The following is an 18,479-nucleotide window of genomic DNA, read 5'->3' as shown; positions in this document are numbered from 1 at the left end:
CTTCGGGTTTTTTGCCTGGGCGTGTTCGGCAGTCTTAATTAGGTTGGTGATGTCGGTGGTGGTTTGGCCGCCTTCTATGTCGTAGTCGATACCGGCAAGCTGCGCAGAGTTGTAGTTCGCCAGGAATTTATCCATGCCGGCGTTTGATGCACACCGGAAAACCCCGGCTTGGCCGCCGGTGGAAATGGTGTAGTCGACTCCGGCCGCTGAAAATTTGCTGACGTTCGCCTTGCCGAGACTGCTTCCCGGGACTCCACCCCATGTTTCCTGGCCGCACTCCCCGGTGGCGAATGCCAGGGTGACCGAGTCGAGCTGGGGCAGAGCGGTTTCTTTTAGGCTTCCCGGTCCGACGAGGGGGATAGCTTTACCGGTAACCGCGGTGCGGATTTCGTCGGTGTTCCAGTCCATGGAAATCGTGGCGTCTTTGTACGGACCCGTGGTGGGAGCAGAAGCACCGTGGGCCACACCATAGCCAGCGGCGAGAAGCAGCGACGACGCCGTCAACGCCAGCACTGCAGTAGAACCCAATACTTTGGATAAGTGAACTATTTTTGGTGAGTTGGGCATATCAGTCATGCCTCTAAAGTGTCCGGAGAAAACATCACCATCTGGTTTCATGCCGGCAGCTTTCGCATCTCGCTCTCGCGGGCCACACCGAGACATCCGAAAACAAGACAAAAATCCACCTACTTCAATAAGCAAGTCTCGCATATTAACCTAATAAGCAGCTTGTATACTCTTCTAAGGTCGGTTCAAGCATCGCATCATGCGACATTCATCTCGGGTAGTGAGATCCTTCTGCACACACTCCCCGTTCAGCGAGGAGGGCCCCGTTTCGTGATCCAGTCGTCATGCGGCCTGAGGCTGGTGCGTTCTGGCCCATCGTCGGGCGAATTCGGTTGGGGTGAGTTCGCCGTGGGCGGAGTGGGGTCTGTTGGCGTTGTAGTCGCGGCGCCAATCTTCGATGATCACGCGGGCTTCCAGCAGCGAGTCGAAGTGCCACAAGTTGAGTAGTTCGTCGCGTAGCCGGCCGTTGAAGGACTCGACCCAGGCGTTCTGCTGGCGTGTTCCCCGTGAATGAGTCCAGCTTGTTTTAGAGTCTCGTGGCCCTAAACGTGGGCTGGAAGGGACAAGGAAATGGCTGGTCGTAAGAGGTATGCCGCCGAAGACATTGTGCGCAAGCTGCGCCGAGCTGATGAGCTGGCCGCCGGCGGCAGCTCCGGTGAGCAGATCGCTGCCGAGCTGGGGGTATCGGCGGCCACCCTGTACAACTGGCGCCGAGCCTACGGGGGAATGGATCTCGATGCGGCCCGCGAGCTCAAGGAACTGCGCGAGCAAAACGGGCGGCTCAAACGGCTGTTGGCCGAGGCCGAGCTCGTCAAAGACGCCCTACGTGAGGTGGCCAAGGGAAAATTTTGAGCCCAGCCGCCAAACGCCGCGCCGTGGACATGCTCACAGAAGTCAAGGGCATCTCAGAACGGTTGGCGTGCCAAGCGGTTGGGCTGGCCCGCTCAACCTACCGACGTGTCCGTATCGACCAGACCCCGGCGGACCCGGATGCCGATCTGCGGGCCTGGCTGCGTTCCTACGCCCGCAAACACCCCTGTCACGGGTTTCGCCGTGCGTGGTCGGCGTTGCGCTACGACGAGCATCACCAGGTCAACAAGAAGAAGATCCACCGGCTGTGGCGCCAAGAGGGACTGCAAGTCGCCGTCCGCTCCCCACGCAAACGTGGTGGTGTGCCCTCAGTGCCGCCGATCATCGCCGATGCCCCCAAGGTGGTGTGGGCGCTGGATTTTCAGTTTGACTCCACTATCGACGGCAGGTCGGTCAAGATCGCCTCGATGCTCGATGAGCACACTCGCGAGTCGCTGCTGGACATGACCGCACGCTCCATCACCGCCGAGGCGCTGGTCGACGAGCTCGAGCGAGTGTTCACCACTGCCGGGGGTCCGCCCACGGTGCTGCGCATGGACAACGGGCCGGAGCTGATTTCTCAAGCGTTGCAGCAGTTTTGCGACGGAAAAGTCGGGCTGACCTATATCCCCCCAGGTCAGCCCTGGAAAAACCCCTACATTGAATCCTTTAACAGCCGCTTACGAAAGGAGTGTCTGAACCGCAACTACTGGACTGACCTGCTCGAAGCCAAGGTGGTGATCAGCGATTTCAAACACGAGCACAACCACCGCCACCGCCACTCATCGCTGGGTTATCGCACTCCGGCCGAATACGCTGCCCAATGCAGCCACACCCATCACCCCATAGCCTGCGACATCAACTAAAATCCAGATCAACAACAACCTGGCTCTAATTCCAGGTGGACCCGATATCGGGGACCAGCCACTTGGAAGTGGGGTATGGCTATAGACGCCCGCATAAGATGGAATGCATACTCGAGCGACTCTCACAATGGCTACAAAGCCTTTATCGGCGATTCCGCCGGAAACGCAAACCCTTCATCTTTCGGTTCCGTTCCGCAAATCCCTAAATTGACGAACAGCGGTGGTGGCAGCGGCGGAGGGAGCGGTAGTGGAACCGGTGGCGGAGGGAGCTTTGTCAATGAATTGGCGTCCCTACTACCAAGTCTGCTCTTGGCTCCCATGAGCGCTATGGGCATGCTATCCGGCCTGGCAGGAGGCTTAGGAAAAGGTACGACCGGGGGCAATACGCTAGCCGGCGCCCAAGACCCAACCCCAGGAGCCGGGTCCGATGCCGCAGCGTCGAATTCGCCATCCCCAGGCCTCATCGGAACACGCGTACCTAATAAATCCGATCTGCCGAGCGCATTTAATGGGTTTCGTTTCCCTCCCGGATGGGATGGTCAAGCAACCCCCACATCGTCGACTCCAGCATCTGGCGATGCAACTGCTGATCGAGCCACCGCCCAGCGACCGTCAGACAACGCAAGTCCGATCCAAGGCGGAGGAATGCCTGCCATGATGGGCAACCGAGGCGGCGGAGGAGGACAGGAGAACTCTTCATCGCGATCCGGTCTCCAAAAGGAAACTGCACCAATTTTCACCTCGGATAAAGACCTGCCATTCAGCGATGACGAATGGAGTACCATCATAACTAATCTTTCCGGACCGTCCTCAAATATAGAACTCCCCAACCCGAACATTCCGTACATGCAGAGAGACCACTAAGCTTCTTTTCTTGGACTGGACTCAATCTACCAGGAACACGACGGACAGTTAGGCTTCGATGGCGTCACCGGCGCGGGCGAGCATGGGTCTGGTGGCGAGATCGAAATTATTTGGCACCCAAAACAACGTCCGCCGCACCGTGGCGGGTGCTGGTTCAGCCACATCATGGGTGAGTCGTCATGAGTCGCGTTGTTTGGCTTGCATATCGATAGGATGGCCCCGCTTGTCGAGGATGATGGTGCAGCACTCGTTGATGGCATTGAGGAGTTTTTGGCGGGATCGTTGAACTCGGGACTTCATTCCCGAGACACTGATTCCGAGTTCCTGTGCTACTTGCCTCTGAGTTTGTCCTTGTAGGTAGGTTAAAGTGAGAGTTTGCTTGTCGACGGCGGGCAGAGTGTCCAGGAGCGGTGCGAGGCAGGCGGCGAGATCTTCGGCCGTAGTGTTGTCGGTCGGATCATATTCAGCAGGCAGTTCGATCATGGCCTCAGTTCCGGCGGGTATCTCACGGTGATGGCTGCGTCGGTAGTAGTCGATTGCGGCATTTCGCGCGACGGCGTACATCCATTGGATGGGGTTGTCGACGTGTTCAGAGTTTTCGTAAAAACGCAGCAATACGTCTTGAGTGATGTCATCGGTATCGGCGTCGCTTCGGCTGCGTTTGCGGATGAACCCCCGGGGCTTGACCCCTTGGGTTGGACACGGGATTTGTGGTTAGGCGGCTTGGGGCAGCGTAGCGGATAGGTGGGTCCTCTCGTAGGTGGCGGGGCTGAGCTGGTTGCAGTAGGAGTGGCGTCGTGTGGTGTTGTAGCGGGCCAGCCAGCGAAAGACCTCGCGTCGGCAGGTGGGGGCGTCGTCCCAGCTGTGTCGGTCTTGGAGGACCTCGCGTTTGAGGGCGGCGTTGACCGATTCAGCCAGGGCGTTGTCGGCGCTCGATCCGATAGCGCCCATGGACTGGGTGACCCCCAACCGGGTACACAGTTTCGCGAAATCCTGTGACGTGTACTGGCGTCCGTGGTCACTGTGGAATACCGCACCACCCAGACTGCCCCGTAGCGCCTCGGCGGCCTTGAGGGCATCTTCGACCAGTTCGGTGCGCATATGCTCTGCGATCGCCCACCCAGTGATCCGCCGAGACCAGCAGTCGATGACGGTGGCCAGATACAGGTTAGCGCCGCTAGCCAGCGGCAAGTACGTGATGTCCCCAACGTATCTCTTGTTGGATTCAGAAGCGGTGAAATCTCGTTTAAGCAGGTCAGGATATTTCTGTGTGGTTTTATCTGGTCTGGTTGTGCGGACACGGCGGCGGCACCGATACCCAGCGATCCCCGCTACGCGCATGACTCGGGCTACTCGCTTGTGGTTGACCCGCTCAGTATCAGCAACACCGTCGTTGAGTTCAGCGGTGATCCGCGGGCACCCATAGGTGTTGTCCTGATCATGTATTGCGCGAATACGCTCGGCCAACACCGCATCAGCAGCGGTTTGAGCTGCCCGCGTGGCTGCTGCCTGACACCAGGTGTAAAACGATGATCGAGCGATCTCGACGACCTGGCATAGCCGCTTCACCTCGAAGGCGTGTCGGTGATCGGCAACGAACTGAAAGCGACTCACCAGTTCGTCTCCCCAGCGAAATACTTGGCCGCCGACCGCAAAATGTCCCGCTCGGTGGCCAGCCGGGTCTTCTCGGCACGCAACGCCTGGTTCTCAGCATGGAGCCGTGCCACCGCTTGTTCGGGGGTCTCGCCACCCGGGGCCCCTACGGCAACCGAACCGGGTTTACGGTGCCGAATCGGCACACCGTGGGCCTTGCACCACGCCGATAACGTTGGGTCGCTCAAGCCAAGCTCAGCAGCGATCATGCTGATCGTCGCACCAGCGGTATCCCGATACAACGCAACCGCATCCCGCTTGAACTCATCAGGGTAACTTTTCCTTGCCATAGGGGTGGATCATCTCGCTTCCCCCAGGAACATCCTGGGATTCAGCGTGTCCAACCCAAGGGGTCAAGCCCCCCCACAAAGTTGTGCGGAATTTCTCGTATTGCTCGGCGGTAGTCGCGTCGGTGCTATTCATGATGATGTGGGTGCTTTTTCTGGTTCAGCATAGGTGTCTGCCTCCAAGGCTAGGTTGCGGAGTTGATGAGTTGCTGCGGCGGCAACAACCACCAGTACGGCCAAACTCAACCACAGTGACAGGTACCCAGCATTGGCGACGATAAGTCCCGCGGCGATAGGTGCGGCAGCTTTGGCCACGGTGGTGAGTCGTTGCAGTTTCCCGTTGGCATGTCCGAATGAGGCGTGCCCCCACAATTCGGTAACCAATAGTGGCCGCAGAATCGTCCGCGCCCCGGTAGCGGCCCCAAACAGCACGGGCATGACAACCACCGCGGCCCGGTGATGCCATATCAGCGGGATGAGCAGCGCAGCTGCTTGGCCGAGCAAGGAAGCCCGCAAGAGGCTGAGCACCGACCATCGACTGCCGATGATCACAATGAGGCGACCGGCGAGCTTGGCTACTCCAAGTCCGCCAGCGATAACTGTGGCCGCGAGCGGCAGATTTCCAACGTTGATGATGAAGGCAACAAGGTACACCGCGAAAACAACGTCCGCGATTCCCGCCAACATAAAGGTGACTGCCAACCATCGGTAGTCCGGCGTCGGCATTCTTTGAGGTTTCGGCGGCCCCTCATTCCCGTTCGTCGCCTGCTGCACCTCGGCACGTTCGGCTCGTCGAGGTGGCCGCGGCAGGGACACGGCAATGGGGACCATGACAACGGCGAAAATAATAGCCAGCAAGATGACTCCGATCCGCCAGGAATCACCGATCTCGGAAAGCAGCTGCGCGGCCGGAGACGACACTGTCGAGGCCAGTCCGCCGGCAAGGGTAATCAAAGAGATGGCGCGCCTGGCGGTGCTGGGTTGTTGGCAAACCGTAGTAGCGAACGCCGCCTCGTAGAAGGTAGCTGCCATCGCGACTCCGATCAGCAACCAGGCCGCGTAGTACACCGGCAGGGTGTGGGCACCAGCCCACAGCCCCACACCGATAATCCCAGTCACGCTGCCGACCATCATCACCGCTCGGGCGTGGCAATTGTCGATCCACCTACCCACCTGTGGCGCTAACAGACCAGAAACAAGAATCGCCCCAGAGAAGCCGAATGACAGGGCGGTCAAAGACCACCCTGTCTCGGCGTTCATCTGCGGCAAGTACACCGCGAAGGAGTAGTACAACACCCCCCACGTGACCACCTGGGCAATAGAAAGCCGTATCGTCAGGCCCGCCGTCATTGGGCAACCAGCCTTTTCCGCGAAAACCGATCCGGACGATGAAAAACTCGCTTGTACGGTCGCAGACCTACCCTCAACAACTGAAAGCCGCCGTTTCTTCAGCAGGGGAAGGCACGCAACAACGGTGAGTCGTGGATCGCAACGAGCTAGAACACACACCAGTTGCAGGTAGCTCCAACGTCACCTGGCGGGCTTCTTCCGGATGCCCGGCTATTTCCGCGACCACGGATCGGGCCTGCTCATATCCAGTCAGCAACAAGAACGTAGGCGCCCGACCATAAGACTTGCCGCCGATCGCGTAGTAGCCCACGTCGGGGTGGGTCAATTCCTCAACCCCATGCGGCGGCACGGTCCCACATGAGTGCAGATTCGGGTCGATCATCGGAGCCAACTGAGAAGTGGACTCGACGATCGGGTCCAAATCCAGACGTATCTCCCGCGCCAGCGCGTAGTCTGGCCGGGAACCGGTGGCCGCGACGATCTCATCGAACGGACCGATCTTCCTGTCACCCAACGAAACCAACCACAGTTGCCCGCTTTCAACGACCTCACTGGTGCCGAAGCCAGAGACGAACTCCACCTCGCCAGCCTCGACCAAGGCGCGCGAGTCCGAGCCGAGCTTGGCGCGCGCTGGCAAATCATCAGAGCGACCACCGCCGAACATGTGTCCGGGGTCCTCCCGCCGGACCACCCACGTGGCGGCGGTCCCCGGCGCTTGTCGAGCTAGCGCAGCCAAATCTCTCACCGCGTTTTGTGCTGTATGCCCTGATCCGACAACAACCACCCGTTTGCCGGCATACCGGTCTCTGTCCTTACCCAGCACATCAGGAATTCCGTACCAGATACGATCCCGGGCTTGTTGCTCACCGACAGCCAGCACGCCACCCGCACCTAGCGGATTCGGTTGACCCCAAGTACCGCTCGCGTCGATTACTGCCTGCGCCAAGATGCGTTCCTGGCCGGCCGCAGTATCGACGGTCAATTCGAACGGAAGGCCTTCACGACCTTCGGTCCGGGTCTTATCTACCCCGCGGCGGGTAACACTGACAACGCGGCGCCCCAGCCTGATTGCCTCGGCGATTTCCGGCACCTGCGCCAGCGGCTGCAAGTACCGGTCTACCAAATCGCGCCCGGTTGGATGAGTTTCGGGGTCCGGGGACGACCACGACTGGCCCAACATCTTCTTGCTGACCGGATCGATCACGTAGCGCCACGGAGAAAACAGGCGCACATGCCCCCACCGGGAAACACTGTCCGCGACTCGATCACCAGCCTCCAATACAACCGGCTCCAAACCACGATCCAACAGGTTCGCTGCCGCAGAGAGGCCAATCGGGCCAGCTCCAACAACCACCACCGGCAAACTCTGATCAACCATCGCGTCCTCCCTGATGTCCAGTCCCCACAACTTGTGAGACAACTGCCCTACACCAACAAGGACGAACCAACCCACAAAAGGACGCACCGCACCCGACCCGGGCCCATCAGCCGATCCGCTAGACAGAAATACTCAGCATGATCGTCTAATGCCTGCAACCCGGTGCAGTCGTGATGACATTCGGCCGCTGACGTGCCGCTGGCTAAGAAGACACCGACGACTATCAAGGGACAATCGACGCGGCGGTGCGCAAACTGCTCGCTCTCTGACTAACCCATCGGAGAACGCCTGCCGCTCCAGGTATCGGTGTCTAGCCGGCCGAGCCGCCGATCACCGCGTCACTGCTCGGCACCGCAGTGCTCTGCTCCCCCGACGACGAGCTCTTTGGCGGCTCACCGTGCGATGCCGGCGCTTGACGCAGTGTCACCGACAGACGGGCACCGGTGTGGTTTACATGCAGGACGAACGGGCGCAGCTCGGTATAGCGGACAACACTCACCGACCCGGGATCGGCGCTAACCCGCTGGAAGGCGTCCAGATGCATACCCAGTGCGTCGGCGACGACGGCCTTAATCACGTCGCCATGGGTACAGCCAAGCCACAGCACGTCACTACCGTGCTCACCCCCGTATGCCAAAGCGAGTCGCCGATCGTGCTCGCGGATTGCAGCCACTGCACGCGCCTGCATCCGCGCCAATCCCTCACCCCCCGGAAACACCGCCGCACTGGGATGGGCCTGCACTACTTTCCACAACGGCTCCTTGACCAGATCGACTATTTTGCGACCGGTCCATTCCCCGTAGTCGACTTCGGCGAGCCGATCATCAATGGCGGGCTCGAGGCACAAAGCCTCGGCGAGCGGTTCTACGGTGCGCCGACACCGCAGGAGCGGCGAAGACACAACTGCGCGCACAGGCAGATCTCCAACCCGATCGATCAGTCGAGCAGCCTGCTCGCGCCCCTTGTCATCAAGGTCGACGCCCTCAGTGCGGCCAGCCAGAATGCCGGCGGTATTAGAGGCAGACCGGCCATGGCGTAGCAGTATGACGGTCATACGGCGGCTACTGTCCCGGTCGCCAACAAGAAAAGCACACCGATGCCGACAAGCAACCGGTAGCCGACGAACCAGTACATCGAATGCCGCACCAAAAACCGCAGCAACCAGGCCACCGAGGCCAGGCCGATGATGAACGCGATCAGAGTCGCGACCAGTAGCTGCGGACCGGTAGCGCTCATCCCCTCAGTTACCGGATGGAATGCGTCAGGCAACGAGTACAACCCCGAGGCGAAGACCGCCGGTATTGCCAACAGAAAACCGAATCGCGCGGCCAGGCGGCGGTCAAGCCCGAGGAATAGCCCGGCGCTTATCGTCGACCCGGATCGCGAAACTCCGGGAACCAAGGCCAACGTTTGCGCAACACCCACCACTATGGCGTCGCGCCAGCTCAGCTGCTCGACATGACGGCTTTGGCGACCCACACGTTCCGCGAGCGCGATTACCCCCGAAAACACCACCAGCGCCGTTGCCACTACCCACAGATTCCGAACGCCCGATCGGATTTCATCCTTGAACAGCAGACCCAGCACGCCGATTGGGATGCTTCCGACAATGACGTACCAACCGAGCCGATATTCGGCACTTCGTTGTGACTTGACGACCAGCCCGTTACACCAGGCCCGGAGGATACGTGCGATATCGCGAGCGAAGTAGACCAGAACGGCTGCCTCAGTGCCCAATTGGCTGACCGCTGTGAATGAAGCGCCCGCGTCGTCGTTGAAGAAAATCCGCGATGCGATCGCCAAGTGCCCGGAAGAGGACACCGGCAGGAACTCAGTCAGCCCCTGTAACACTGCCAAATCAACAACTTGCCACCAAGACATCGCCGAGACTGCAGTCACGACGACGACCGTACCTGCTGCCAGCGCTGCTACTGGATACGACTACCGCGACACCGGCTCGGCCCACGCAACCGAATCACGCACTGCCGCGATAAGGCTGCGTTCATCGGTGAGGTCGATGTCGACCAGACTGCGCACCGTCCGAGCAACCAAATCGCCAACCTGGGGAACCAGCCCCGCCAGAAGCGGACGGTAAATTTCGACGACGAGCGAGCGGTGCTCAATGTGGAACGAAAAACTACGTCCATCACCGACTTGTCCATAACCGCTGGCGCCGATTCCTGTCAGCATGTCCTCGACAGCAAACTCTTGGTCCGCGGTACGCCGGTCAACGATGACGGTCATGCCGTGACGATACCTCTTCGGAACCACCGGTTGTGCGTAACATGGCAAGAGCAACCCGACATTGTTCGCTAGAAGTTCTCTAGAATTTGACTTCCATGTTCCATACTCAGGGGCCTTTTCGTTGCTACCACGGCATAAATTCTTAAATTCCTCAGTTCATTGCGGTTTTTTTCTTCTACTTTCTTTGCTATTGGCCGCAACGGGCTGTTCGTCGAGTCCGTTAGATGCCGTCGCGCAGCAGAAACCCCCGACAATCGAGCCGGCACATCCCGCTCAGTCGCCGCCGCCCTCCCAAAATCCAGCGGGCACGGTGCGTCCGCTCGGCGGCAACCCACTGACCTCGATGTTCGACAACGGCACTCACCAGCTAGCCGTCCTCACCACCGGCTCCGACTCGACTACACCGGCCAGCATTGCCATGTTCAGCGACCGACAGATTGCGCCCCGGGTGATCACCCTGCCGGGCCCCGCAACCGCGTTAACCAGCGACCAGCAAGGCACTGCCTACCTGGCCGCCCACGGCGGTTATTTCAGAGTCGATCTGTCCACCGGCGACATCGCGAGAGTGCTTGTCAACGAGGCCCCGCGCACCGAATTCACCGCCATCGCGCGTCGGGCCGACGGCAAGATGGTGCTGGGCAGCGCAAATGGGACCGTTTACACCCTTGCCGCGGCCGACCACCGCGGGACCGCCGCGGTAGCTAACCAAAACACAACGTTTGCCCACGTTGACTCCCTTGCGACACAAGGTAATACCGCAATAGTGCTGGACCGTGCACAAACTTCGGTGACAACACTGGACGCCGACGGCCGCGCTCAGCAGGCGCTGCGAGCCGGCACAGGAGCAACCACTCTGGCCACCGATCCGCTGGGGCGGGTGTTGGTCGCCGACACGCGCGGCGGCCAGTTGCTCGTGTACGGCGTCGATCCGTTGATCTTGCGCCAGGCTTACCCGGTGCCTGACGGGCCGTACGGACTCGCTGGATCCCACCGGCTGGCCTGGGTATCCCAAACCGCGTCGAATACCGTTATTGGATACGATCTGAGCACCGGAATACCCGTGGAAAAGGTGCGTTACCCAACCGTGCGGCAACCCAACTCGCTGGCCTTCGACGACGCGTCGGACACCTTGTACGTCATTTCGAGTTCCGGCGCCGGGGTCCAGGTCATCGAACACGCGGCGGGCGCCTCGTGAGCGCTGGGCCCTCGTCGCGGTCTAATCGACTCCCCCTGGGCTGGGACACAGAGATGTCTGACGAGTACGACTGGGCGCCGCTCCGCTTGCCACCGGAACTGACCAGGGTCAGCGCGTCGACCCGGCTATCCATCGAGGCAGAGTACCGCGGCTGGGAACTGACGCGGGTGCGCCTCTATACCGACGGTAGCAGACGAGTGTTGTTGCGCCGCAAGAAGTCTCGTCTACCAAACCGATGCCCCGACGAGCCGTGACTGTGCCAGCCAAGAAAGCGGAAGCCGCCCGCTACCCAAAAAGGCATCGAATATACGGTCCGGTGCGCCGGCTGCTGTTCCTGTTCCCACCCGAGCGCATCCACATGGTGGTTCTTGCGGCTCTGACCGCAGCCACCGCTGTTGCGCCGGTGCGCCGATTACTGCACCGATTGCTGGCCCCGCGAGATCCGGCGCTGAGCAGCACGGTGTTTGGGGTGCACTTCCCGGCGCCGCTGGGGCTGGCCGCGGGGTTCGACAAGGACGGCTCCGGCCTATCCAGCTGGGGCGCACTAGGTTTTGGATTCGCCGAGGTAGGCACGGTCACTGCGCATCCACAGCGCGGAAATCCACGCCCACGCCTATTCCGGCTGGCCGACGATCGCGCCCTGCTGAATCGGATGGGATTCAACAATGACGGTGCCGGCGCACTCGCGACCCGCCTTGCTCGACGCCGATCCGACGTACCCATCGGGGTGAACATCGGCAAGAGTAAGCAGACACCGGCCGCCGACGCGGTCTCCGACTACCGGGCAAGTGCCCGGCTGGTCGGTCCGCTGGCGTCGTACCTGGTGGTCAATGTCAGCTCGCCGAACACGCCGGGACTGCGAGATCTACAGGCGGTCCAGGCGCTGCGGCCCATCCTAAGCGCCGTCGTTGCGGAGTCCTCAAAGACATCGACGCCGGTGCTTGTCAAGATTGCACCCGACATCTCCGACGCCGAGGTGGACGACATCGCGGACCTCGCCGCCGAGCTGGGGCTAGCCGGGATCGTCGCCACCAACACCACAGTGTCACGTGACGGCTTGATCACACCCGGCGTCAATCAGCTGGGCGCGGGAGGCATTTCGGGGCCGCCGGTAGCGAGCCGCGCCACCGAGGTGTTGCGTAGGCTCTACACGCGTGTCGGCGACCAGTTGCCACTAATCAGTGTGGGCGGGATCGAAACCGCTGACGACGCATGGGCGCGCATAACCGCGGGTGCGTCGCTGCTGCAGGGGTACACAGGCTTCATCTATGGCGGAGGCTTGTGGGCCAAGCACATCCACGACGACATTGCGCGGCGGCTGCACGCAGGCGGGTTCTCCTCGCTCAGCGCCGCGGTGGGTTCGGCGATACCCAAGCCAGACCAACCACCAGATGAGGCCGCCACACACTTATAGACGGGTTCGCCCCGCTAGCGTTGTTCGTGCGTACCGCAGATAACCGCTCGTGCGATGGCGTGAGAAAACAGGTTGAACCCCAGGAATGCGGGGCTGGCGGCCTCGCCGAGTTCGAGCCTCTCGACGTTCACCGCGTGTACTGCGACATAGTAGCGGTGCACACCATGGCCGGGCGGCGGCGCAGCGCCGACATAGCGGCGCATGCCGGCGTCGTTGAGCAGCGTCAGAGCCTGACCCGGCAACACCGAGCCGTCTCCAGCACCTTCGGGCAACTCGGTGACGGCGGCAGGCAAGTTGGCTACCGCCCAATGCCAGAATCCAGACAGGGTCGGAGCGTCGGGGTCGTACACGGTGACGGCGAAGCTCTGGGTCTCTGCGGGGAATCCCGACCAACTCAGCTGGGGGCTGGCGTCCTCTCCACCGGCACCCATGATTCCGCTGATTTGAGGCGTAGCTAGCGGCTGCCCGTCCGTAATCGAGGTCGAAGTCAGCGTGAACGAAGGCAGTTGCGGAAGCGCAGCATACGGATCGGGCGGCAACGTCACAGAAAATCCTCTCGTGAGTTCAGCGTGGTCTCGGATTAAATCCGAACTAGCAGTGGGTAAGAAAGTGCTCTAGTACCTCGACGCCGAAGTGCAGCGAACTGATGGGTACCCGTTCATCGACTCCGTGGAACAACGAAGCGAAATCCAACTCCGGCGGCAACCGCAGCGGACTGAAGCCGAAGCAACGAATTCCCAAGCGCGCAAATGCCTTAGCATCAGTCCCGCCAGAAAGCATGTAGGGTACCGTCCGACCTTCCGGATCTACTGCCAGCACCGCGGCGTTCATCGCATCGACGAGGTCGCCGTCGAAGCTTGTCTCATAGGACGGCAAGTTCCTGACCCACTCCCGCGTGACGTCGGGGCCGATCAGCGCGTCAACTTCGGCCTCAAACGCCGCCTGCCTGCCGGGCAGTATGCGGCAGTCCACCACCGCTTCCGCCGACGCGGGAACGACGTTCGCCTTGTATCCAGCCTTGAGCATCGTCGGATTTGCGGTGTCGTGTAGCACCGCCTTCAGCATCCGAGCCATCGGACCAAGCTTGTCGATAGTCCCGTCCAAATCCGGCGATTCGACGTCGAAGACGACCCCAGTCTCCTCGCTGACCACGGCCAGGAACTCCGCGACGGTGTCAGTGCACACCAGCGGAAACTGGTGTCGCCCCAAGCGGGCGACCGCCTCCGCCAACGTGGTGACCGCATTCTGGTCATGGACCATCGAGCCATGCCCCGCCTGGCCCCGTGCGGTGAGCCGCATCCACTGAATGCCCTTTTCGGCGGTCTCGATCAAGTACAACCGGCGCTCGCCCCCGTCGCGGCGCGGCACAGTCAGGGAGAAGCCGCCCACTTCGCCGATCGCCTCGGTGACGCCGTCAAACAGATCAGGCCTATTGTCGACCAGCCACTGCGAGCCGTATGTACCGCCGTGCTCTTCATCAGCGACAAACGCGAACACCAGATCGCGCGGCGGGACGATACCGGCCCGTCGGAAATGTCGGGCAATCACGATCATCATGCCCACCATGTCCTTCATGTCGACCGCGCCCCGACCCCAGACATAGCCGTCTTCGATCGCTCCGGAGAAAGGATGCACGCTCCAATCGGCTGCTTCAGCCGGCACGACGTCGAGGTGCCCGTGGATCAGCAAGGCGCCTCGGGAACTGTCGGCGCCAGCCAGACGCGCGAACACGTTGCCTCGGCCACGGGCACCCGATTCGACGTATTCGGGCTCGTAGCCAACCTCTGCCAGCTGCTCAGCAACCCACCGCGCACACTCGGCTTCACCTTTGGTGGTCTCGGGTTCACCGGTGTTGGAGGTGTCGAATTGAATCAGCCTGCCGACGACTTCGGCAACGTCATCACTCGGGCCGGTTGACGCCTCGGACTCACCTGTCACAGTCAACCTTCCTACCACTTTTCTCGTCAGCGATCCCTGTCAGCGTGCCCGCCTCTCCGCCGCGCCCGCAGTGTCACCGAGTTGGGTTGGGACCACGCATGCCGATCCGATAGCCTTAGCTGCCAACCCTTGCGGTTGACATTGTCCGAGTGGCGGAATGGCAGACGCGCTAGCTTGAGGTGCTAGTGCCCTACTAATGGGCGTGGGGGTTCAAGTCCCCCCTCGGACACATCCGGCGACACGATTCACGTTCGCCGTCGCCCTGACCCGTCGCAGATGGGGATCGTAGCCTTGTCCGCCGCGCCGGTGGCGGCTAGATGGTGTACCCACAACACCCTGCCCAGCCGGTTATCGACTCAGCCCCAACACTGTGCTGGTTGGGCAACGGCCGTGCGGGTGCGTCCAGCGCGACTGGCACACAACGTAGACGTGTGGGGAATGCAGCGCCGTGGTATACACGCCAAGATGTGTGTAACCGACTCCACGGCGAGGTCTATAGTAAACCTATAGATCCTGCGGCATTGTGGTGTAGCGAAGTTAAGAGCTGTTAAAAGGGTGCGGTCAAATGAAAAAGGCAATCGCGGTTGTAGCGATGAGCGGCGGGCTGAGCCTAGCGTCCCTTGGAGTCGGTGCAGGTCTGGCACATGCAGATCCATTCTTCGATCAGGGGCACGGGTGGCATGGGGGGCATGGCCCGTTCAACCCTGGGCACAATAAATTCCTCAACCCAGGACACAACCCGTTCGTCAACCCCGGCCACAACCCGTTCGTCAATCCCGGCCACAGTCCTTTCGCGAACCCGGGGCACAACCCGTTCATCAATCCGGGACATTTCTGACGTAGGGCGCGAAGTTCCGGCTGTTCTCTGCCGACCGGGGGTCGAGTCCCAGCCAATGAGCGGCACGCGTTCGCAGCTGCGGCGGTTGACACCAAGCGCTGAGCAGCGACCGAGCATGAAGCCGAAGAAAACCATGGAAACGATCCGTTCGCGGATGGCAGGGCATGGGCACCGTCCCACCTCGAACATCTCCAAGCCTGACCGCCCGACATTAGAGTGTGCCAACCTGAGCGCGGACAACGATCAACTACCCATTCGCCCGGTCTCAACCCGTGTCACAGGGGGTTCAAGTCCCCCCTCGGACACTTTTCGCGATGCGGCATGGACCGGCTCATCCGCGCGACCGCGACATCCTGACCTTCGCCGCGGCAGCCCATCTTGGCCAACCCGGCTCCAGACGGCGGCGCGCAGCCGTAGGCTTAATGGTGGCAGCAGCCGAGAGTCCAACTCATGAACCCACCGAGTAGCTTTGTCCGGCGGAGGCGAGCCCGCCAATTTCGCGATCGCCGCGATGCGGGACGCGTGCTCGCCGAAGAGCTGGTGTCTTACCGCGGGCAGGATGGTGTACTCGTTCTCGGGCTTGCTCGTGGAGGTGTCCCGGTCGCGTGGGAAGTCGCATCGGCGCTACATGCCGCCCTGGATGTATTCCTGGTTCGCAAACTGGGCGTGCCGCGGTGGAGCGAGCTCGCAATGGGCGCGTTGGCCAGCGGTGGCGGAATTGTGCTCAACGACAGCGTGGTGTCTAGCTTGCACATCACCAACGAGCAGGTGCGCGATGTGATCGCCAGCGAGACCGAGGAGCTCACGAGGCGCGAACAGGTGTATCGGGGCGGGCGCCAAGTCACCGACCTACGAGGCAAGATCGTGATCCTGGTCGACGACGGTATCGCCACTGGCGCAAGCATGCTGGCCGCCGTGCGCGCGGTCCGGGCCGCCAAACCACGATCGATCATCGTCGCGGTCCCCGTCGGGCCAGCCTCGGCATGTCAGGAAATTGCCCGGGAGACCGATGATGTGGTGTGTGCCACCATGCCGTCCGCGTTTGAAGCCGTCGGGCAGGTTTATGCCGACTTTCATCAGGTCAGCGACGACGAGGTTCGCGAGCTGCTGGCCAGACCGACCACCGACCGCCCATGGAGTGACTAGGCACCACCTACACGGGCAGCCAGCATCGAGATGGTGGCTGCCCTACTTGGCCCGATTGGCGATGTCGTCGCCGCCGCGTCCAGCCGATTCCCCGGCATCGTCGGTATCGGCCTCCTGCGAGGCCTCATCAATGATGGGGTCGCCGGCGTCTCGCTCGTCCTGCTCGTAAGCTTCCGGAGCCTCCTCGTCATCCTCGGCTTCGCCCATGTCGCCGGAACGGCGTTGCTGGCGTTCCCGCAACGCATCAACGATCAGCAGCACGACGCCCAGCACGCTGGCTCCGATGCACCACCAGGCCACTAACTGATTGCTGGTAGCCACTGCCAAGACCAACGCAGCAAGCCCGATCAGGGCCAGGACAAGCGCAATGATGAGCATTGATCACCCTCCAGCTGACGAACAGCGACTGCCAAACCTACCAGGCATCTGCGCGCCAGCTATGAAACCCGGGCGATTGCGCGGCAGACGTTCGGCTAGTTGCTACCCCGATTGAATTGGTCGAACCCGCCGGCATCTGCGCTCGCATCGACCGGTGCCGCCGACCCACGCTGGCCGAGCTCCTCAAGCTGGGATTCCAGGTACGTCTTGAGCCGGGTGCGATACTCACGTTCGAAAGTACGCAGCTGCTCAAGGCGCCCTTCGAGCACCCCGCGCTGCTGGTTGATGGTTCCCATAATCTCGGAATGCTTGCGTTCGGCGTCAGCCTGCAAGGCGTCGGCCTTCTCCTGTGCTTGACGGAGCTGGCTCTCGGACCGGCTGTTCGCATCGGCCAGCATCGCATCGGCACGCTGCCTTGCCTCAGCCACCGCTGTCTCGGCAGTATGCCGAGCTTCGCTGACAATCTGATCGGCGTTGGCCCGGGCGTCCGCGAGCATCTTCTCGGACTCGACCTTGGCGGTCACGGTGAGCCGGTCCGCGGTGTCTTGAGCAAGGCTCAGCACCCGGGCGGCCTTTATGGCCTGCTCGGAGTTCAGGGCATCCGCCGCCGCCCGTGCTGGCTGGACAGGTTCAGGCTCGGGTTCAGGCTCGAAGACCGGCATCGCACGGGTCGGCTGAGCAGCGGGACTGGGGCCAGCGCCCAGTTCTTGATCCAGCTCGTTTATCCGCTGGCGCAGGTCGGAGTTCTCTTCGATGAGCCGCGTCAGCTCGTTCTCTACCAGGTCAAGGAAGGCGTCAACCTCATCTTCGTTGTACCCACGCTTGCCGATAGGCGGCTTACTGAACGCCACATTGTGGACGTCGGCGGGTGTAAGCGGCATTGTCTGTCCCCTCAAGTTCCTGTCAAACGCTCTGGGAGTGTAGAACGGAGCGGTAGCAATCGCGCAACTACTGCCCATCCTGTCACACCAGACACGCTGGTAGCCGATTGGACCAATTAATAAGGGCCAATTTCAAACTCTAAGGCCAATAGGTCACAATCTTTGGATTTATTAATCGGGGGCGCCGAACTTGTCGCCGAATCGTGGCCGAACCGTCTCCCAACGACGCCCGGGTGACGACGACGCCGCTCACGCCGCGGCGTTGAACGCCAGTTGCATGCCGATGAACGCGACCAGCAACAGCACCATGATAGACAGGTCGAAGCGGACCGCGCCGATGGTGAGTTGCGGGATCAACCGCCGGAGCAACTTCACCGGCGGATCGGTGATCGACATGATGATCTCCAAGATCACCACTGTGATGCCACTCGGACGCCAGTCCCGGCTAAACGAGCGGATGAATTCGACGACGACCCGTGCGATCAGCAGCAGCCAGAAGATGAACAGCGCAAACCCAAGGATCTGAAAAAACAGCACCAACGAGAGCCCCGACCTAACTGATGAGGATGAAAAACCGCCGCCCGTCAGAGCGGCATGAGCCAGCCTACCGACTCAGGTTGCCAGCACCTAT

Annotated in this window: 18 protein-coding genes, 1 tRNA gene and 2 pseudogenes; 7 read left to right on the top strand and 14 right to left on the bottom strand. The window is 61.3% G+C overall.

What is annotated here, in order from left to right; translation table 11 throughout:
- Both ACO07W_RS00660 and ACO07W_RS00655 read right to left on the bottom strand, forming a co-directional pair.
- On the bottom strand, positions 1 to 618 hold a 618-nt coding region (locus ACO07W_RS00660; protein ID WP_421840070.1), incomplete at its 3' end, for a hypothetical protein.
- A 231-nt stretch (positions 619 to 849) separates the two neighbouring features.
- Positions 850 to 1,071, bottom strand: a pseudogene (locus tag ACO07W_RS00655) (integrase core domain-containing protein); the annotation flags it as partial.
- A gap of 66 nt (positions 1,072 to 1,137) precedes the next feature.
- On the opposite strand from ACO07W_RS00655, the gene ACO07W_RS00650 reads away from it, so the two are divergent.
- Positions 1,138 to 2,282, top strand: a protein-coding gene (locus ACO07W_RS00650) for an IS3 family transposase (protein ID WP_421840069.1) whose coding sequence is annotated in 2 segments (ribosomal slippage) — positions 1,138 to 1,405 and positions 1,405 to 2,282 — 1,146 coding nt in all. Because the reading frame shifts where the segments join, the coding sequence is not laid out codon by codon here.
- Between the two features lie 1,041 nt (positions 2,283 to 3,323).
- On the opposite strand, the gene ACO07W_RS00645 is transcribed toward ACO07W_RS00650, so the two are convergent.
- The 7 genes from ACO07W_RS00645 to ACO07W_RS00615 all read right to left on the bottom strand — a co-directional run bounded on the left by ACO07W_RS00645 (position 3,324) and on the right by ACO07W_RS00615 (position 10,058).
- Positions 3,324 to 3,815, bottom strand: a complete 492-nt coding sequence (locus ACO07W_RS00645) for a sigma-70 family RNA polymerase sigma factor (RefSeq protein WP_421840090.1) — start codon at positions 3,813 to 3,815, stop codon at positions 3,324 to 3,326.
- Between the two features lie 45 nt (positions 3,816 to 3,860).
- Positions 3,861 to 5,089 (bottom strand): IS3 family transposase gene (locus tag ACO07W_RS00640; protein ID WP_421840068.1). Its coding sequence is split into 2 segments (ribosomal slippage): positions 3,861 to 4,774 and positions 4,774 to 5,089, totalling 1,230 coding nucleotides; the frame shifts between segments, so codons are not numbered across the junction.
- A 129-nt stretch (positions 5,090 to 5,218) separates the two neighbouring features.
- Positions 5,219 to 6,397, bottom strand: coding sequence for an MFS transporter (locus tag ACO07W_RS00635; protein WP_421840067.1), 1,179 nt, complete (start codon positions 6,395 to 6,397; stop codon positions 5,219 to 5,221).
- A gap of 112 nt (positions 6,398 to 6,509) precedes the next feature.
- Positions 6,510 to 7,814, bottom strand: coding sequence for an NAD(P)-binding domain-containing protein (locus ACO07W_RS00630; RefSeq protein WP_421840066.1), 1,305 nt, complete (start codon positions 7,812 to 7,814; stop codon positions 6,510 to 6,512).
- A gap of 310 nt (positions 7,815 to 8,124) precedes the next feature.
- A complete protein-coding gene (locus tag ACO07W_RS00625; protein ID WP_421840065.1) occupies positions 8,125 to 8,868 on the bottom strand; it encodes a histidine phosphatase family protein in 744 nt (247 codons plus the stop codon).
- On the bottom strand, positions 8,865 to 9,695 hold the full coding sequence (locus ACO07W_RS00620) for an undecaprenyl-diphosphate phosphatase (protein ID WP_421840089.1): 831 nt from the start codon (positions 9,693 to 9,695) through the stop codon (positions 8,865 to 8,867). The genes ACO07W_RS00625 and ACO07W_RS00620 overlap by 4 nt, the downstream gene beginning before the upstream one ends.
- Positions 9,696 to 9,755: 60 nt before the next feature.
- Positions 9,756 to 10,058, bottom strand: a complete 303-nt coding sequence (locus tag ACO07W_RS00615; protein ID WP_421840064.1) for a hypothetical protein — start codon at positions 10,056 to 10,058, stop codon at positions 9,756 to 9,758.
- 121 nt (positions 10,059 to 10,179) lie between these two features.
- On the opposite strand from ACO07W_RS00615, the gene ACO07W_RS00610 reads away from it, so the two are divergent.
- From ACO07W_RS00610 to ACO07W_RS00600, 3 genes are read left to right on the top strand one after another with little or no spacing between them, the layout of a single operon-like run.
- Complete coding sequence (locus ACO07W_RS00610) at positions 10,180 to 11,253, top strand: YncE family protein (RefSeq protein ID WP_421840063.1); 1,074 nt, start codon at positions 10,180 to 10,182, stop codon at positions 11,251 to 11,253.
- 53 nt (positions 11,254 to 11,306) lie between these two features.
- Positions 11,307 to 11,507, top strand: coding sequence for a DUF5703 family protein (locus ACO07W_RS00605; protein WP_421840062.1), 201 nt, complete (start codon positions 11,307 to 11,309; stop codon positions 11,505 to 11,507).
- Between the two features lie 50 nt (positions 11,508 to 11,557).
- Positions 11,558 to 12,667 (top strand): quinone-dependent dihydroorotate dehydrogenase, encoded by a 1,110-nt coding sequence (locus ACO07W_RS00600; RefSeq protein WP_421840088.1) that lies wholly within the window; start codon positions 11,558 to 11,560, stop codon positions 12,665 to 12,667.
- Positions 12,668 to 12,681: 14 nt separating this feature from the next.
- On the opposite strand, the gene ACO07W_RS00595 is transcribed toward ACO07W_RS00600, so the two are convergent.
- Positions 12,682 to 13,212, bottom strand: coding sequence for a YbhB/YbcL family Raf kinase inhibitor-like protein (locus tag ACO07W_RS00595; protein ID WP_421840061.1), 531 nt, complete (start codon positions 13,210 to 13,212; stop codon positions 12,682 to 12,684).
- Between the two features lie 46 nt (positions 13,213 to 13,258).
- Positions 13,259 to 14,605 carry a M20/M25/M40 family metallo-hydrolase gene (locus ACO07W_RS00590; protein WP_421840060.1) on the bottom strand — a complete coding sequence of 449 codons (1,347 nt, stop codon included), beginning with the start codon at positions 14,603 to 14,605 and terminating at the stop codon, positions 13,259 to 13,261.
- A 143-nt stretch (positions 14,606 to 14,748) separates the two neighbouring features.
- On the opposite strand from ACO07W_RS00590, the gene ACO07W_RS00585 reads away from it, so the two are divergent.
- From ACO07W_RS00585 to ACO07W_RS00575, 3 genes and pseudogenes are all read left to right on the top strand, one after another.
- Positions 14,749 to 14,834: transfer RNA gene (locus ACO07W_RS00585), tRNA-Leu, on the top strand.
- Positions 14,835 to 15,170: 336 nt separating this feature from the next.
- Entirely contained in the window at positions 15,171 to 15,443 is a 273-nt protein-coding gene (locus tag ACO07W_RS00580; RefSeq protein ID WP_421840059.1) for a hypothetical protein, read from the top strand.
- 429 nt (positions 15,444 to 15,872) lie between these two features.
- Positions 15,873 to 16,589 (top strand): annotated as a pseudogene (locus tag ACO07W_RS00575) (phosphoribosyltransferase); the annotation flags it as partial.
- Positions 16,590 to 16,631: 42 nt separating this feature from the next.
- Here ACO07W_RS00575 and ACO07W_RS00570 read toward each other — a convergent pair.
- From ACO07W_RS00570 to ACO07W_RS00560, 3 genes are all read right to left on the bottom strand, one after another.
- A complete protein-coding gene (locus ACO07W_RS00570) occupies positions 16,632 to 16,967 on the bottom strand; it encodes a hypothetical protein (RefSeq protein ID WP_421840058.1) in 336 nt (111 codons plus the stop codon).
- Between the two features lie 95 nt (positions 16,968 to 17,062).
- The gene (locus ACO07W_RS00565) at positions 17,063 to 17,848 is read right to left on the bottom strand and encodes a DivIVA domain-containing protein (RefSeq protein WP_421840057.1); all 786 of its coding nucleotides are present in this window, start codon (positions 17,846 to 17,848) and stop codon (positions 17,063 to 17,065) included.
- A gap of 249 nt (positions 17,849 to 18,097) precedes the next feature.
- Positions 18,098 to 18,388 (bottom strand): YggT family protein, encoded by a 291-nt coding sequence (locus ACO07W_RS00560; protein ID WP_421840056.1) that lies wholly within the window; start codon positions 18,386 to 18,388, stop codon positions 18,098 to 18,100.
- Positions 18,389 to 18,479 lie beyond the last annotated feature (91 nt).

This window comes from Mycobacterium sp., assembly GCF_965230835.1.
In the GTDB taxonomy this organism is placed as follows: Bacteria; Actinomycetota; Actinomycetes; order Mycobacteriales; family Mycobacteriaceae; genus Mycobacterium.
Note: the sequence above shows the minus strand (reverse complement) of the source record. Positions and strands in the feature narration are given on the sequence as shown.

Excerpts from the sequence above, each read along its gene's own strand:
- ACO07W_RS00630 (WP_421840066.1), bottom strand. The coding sequence starts at position 7,814 with ATGGTTGATCAGAGTTTGCCGGTGGTGGTTGTTGGAGCTGGCCCGATT.
- ACO07W_RS00625 (WP_421840065.1), bottom strand. The coding sequence starts at position 8,868 with ATGACCGTCATACTGCTACGCCATGGCCGGTCTGCCTCTAATACCGCC.
- ACO07W_RS00620 (WP_421840089.1), bottom strand. The coding sequence starts at position 9,695 with ATGTCTTGGTGGCAAGTTGTTGATTTGGCAGTGTTACAGGGGCTGACT.
- ACO07W_RS00615 (WP_421840064.1), bottom strand. The coding sequence starts at position 10,058 with ATGACCGTCATCGTTGACCGGCGTACCGCGGACCAAGAGTTTGCTGTC.
- ACO07W_RS00605 (WP_421840062.1), top strand. The coding sequence starts at position 11,307 with ATGTCTGACGAGTACGACTGGGCGCCGCTCCGCTTGCCACCGGAACTG.
- ACO07W_RS00580 (WP_421840059.1), top strand. The coding sequence starts at position 15,171 with ATGAAAAAGGCAATCGCGGTTGTAGCGATGAGCGGCGGGCTGAGCCTA.
- ACO07W_RS00570 (WP_421840058.1), bottom strand. The coding sequence starts at position 16,967 with ATGCTCATCATTGCGCTTGTCCTGGCCCTGATCGGGCTTGCTGCGTTG.
- ACO07W_RS00565 (WP_421840057.1), bottom strand. The coding sequence starts at position 17,848 with ATGCCGCTTACACCCGCCGACGTCCACAATGTGGCGTTCAGTAAGCCG.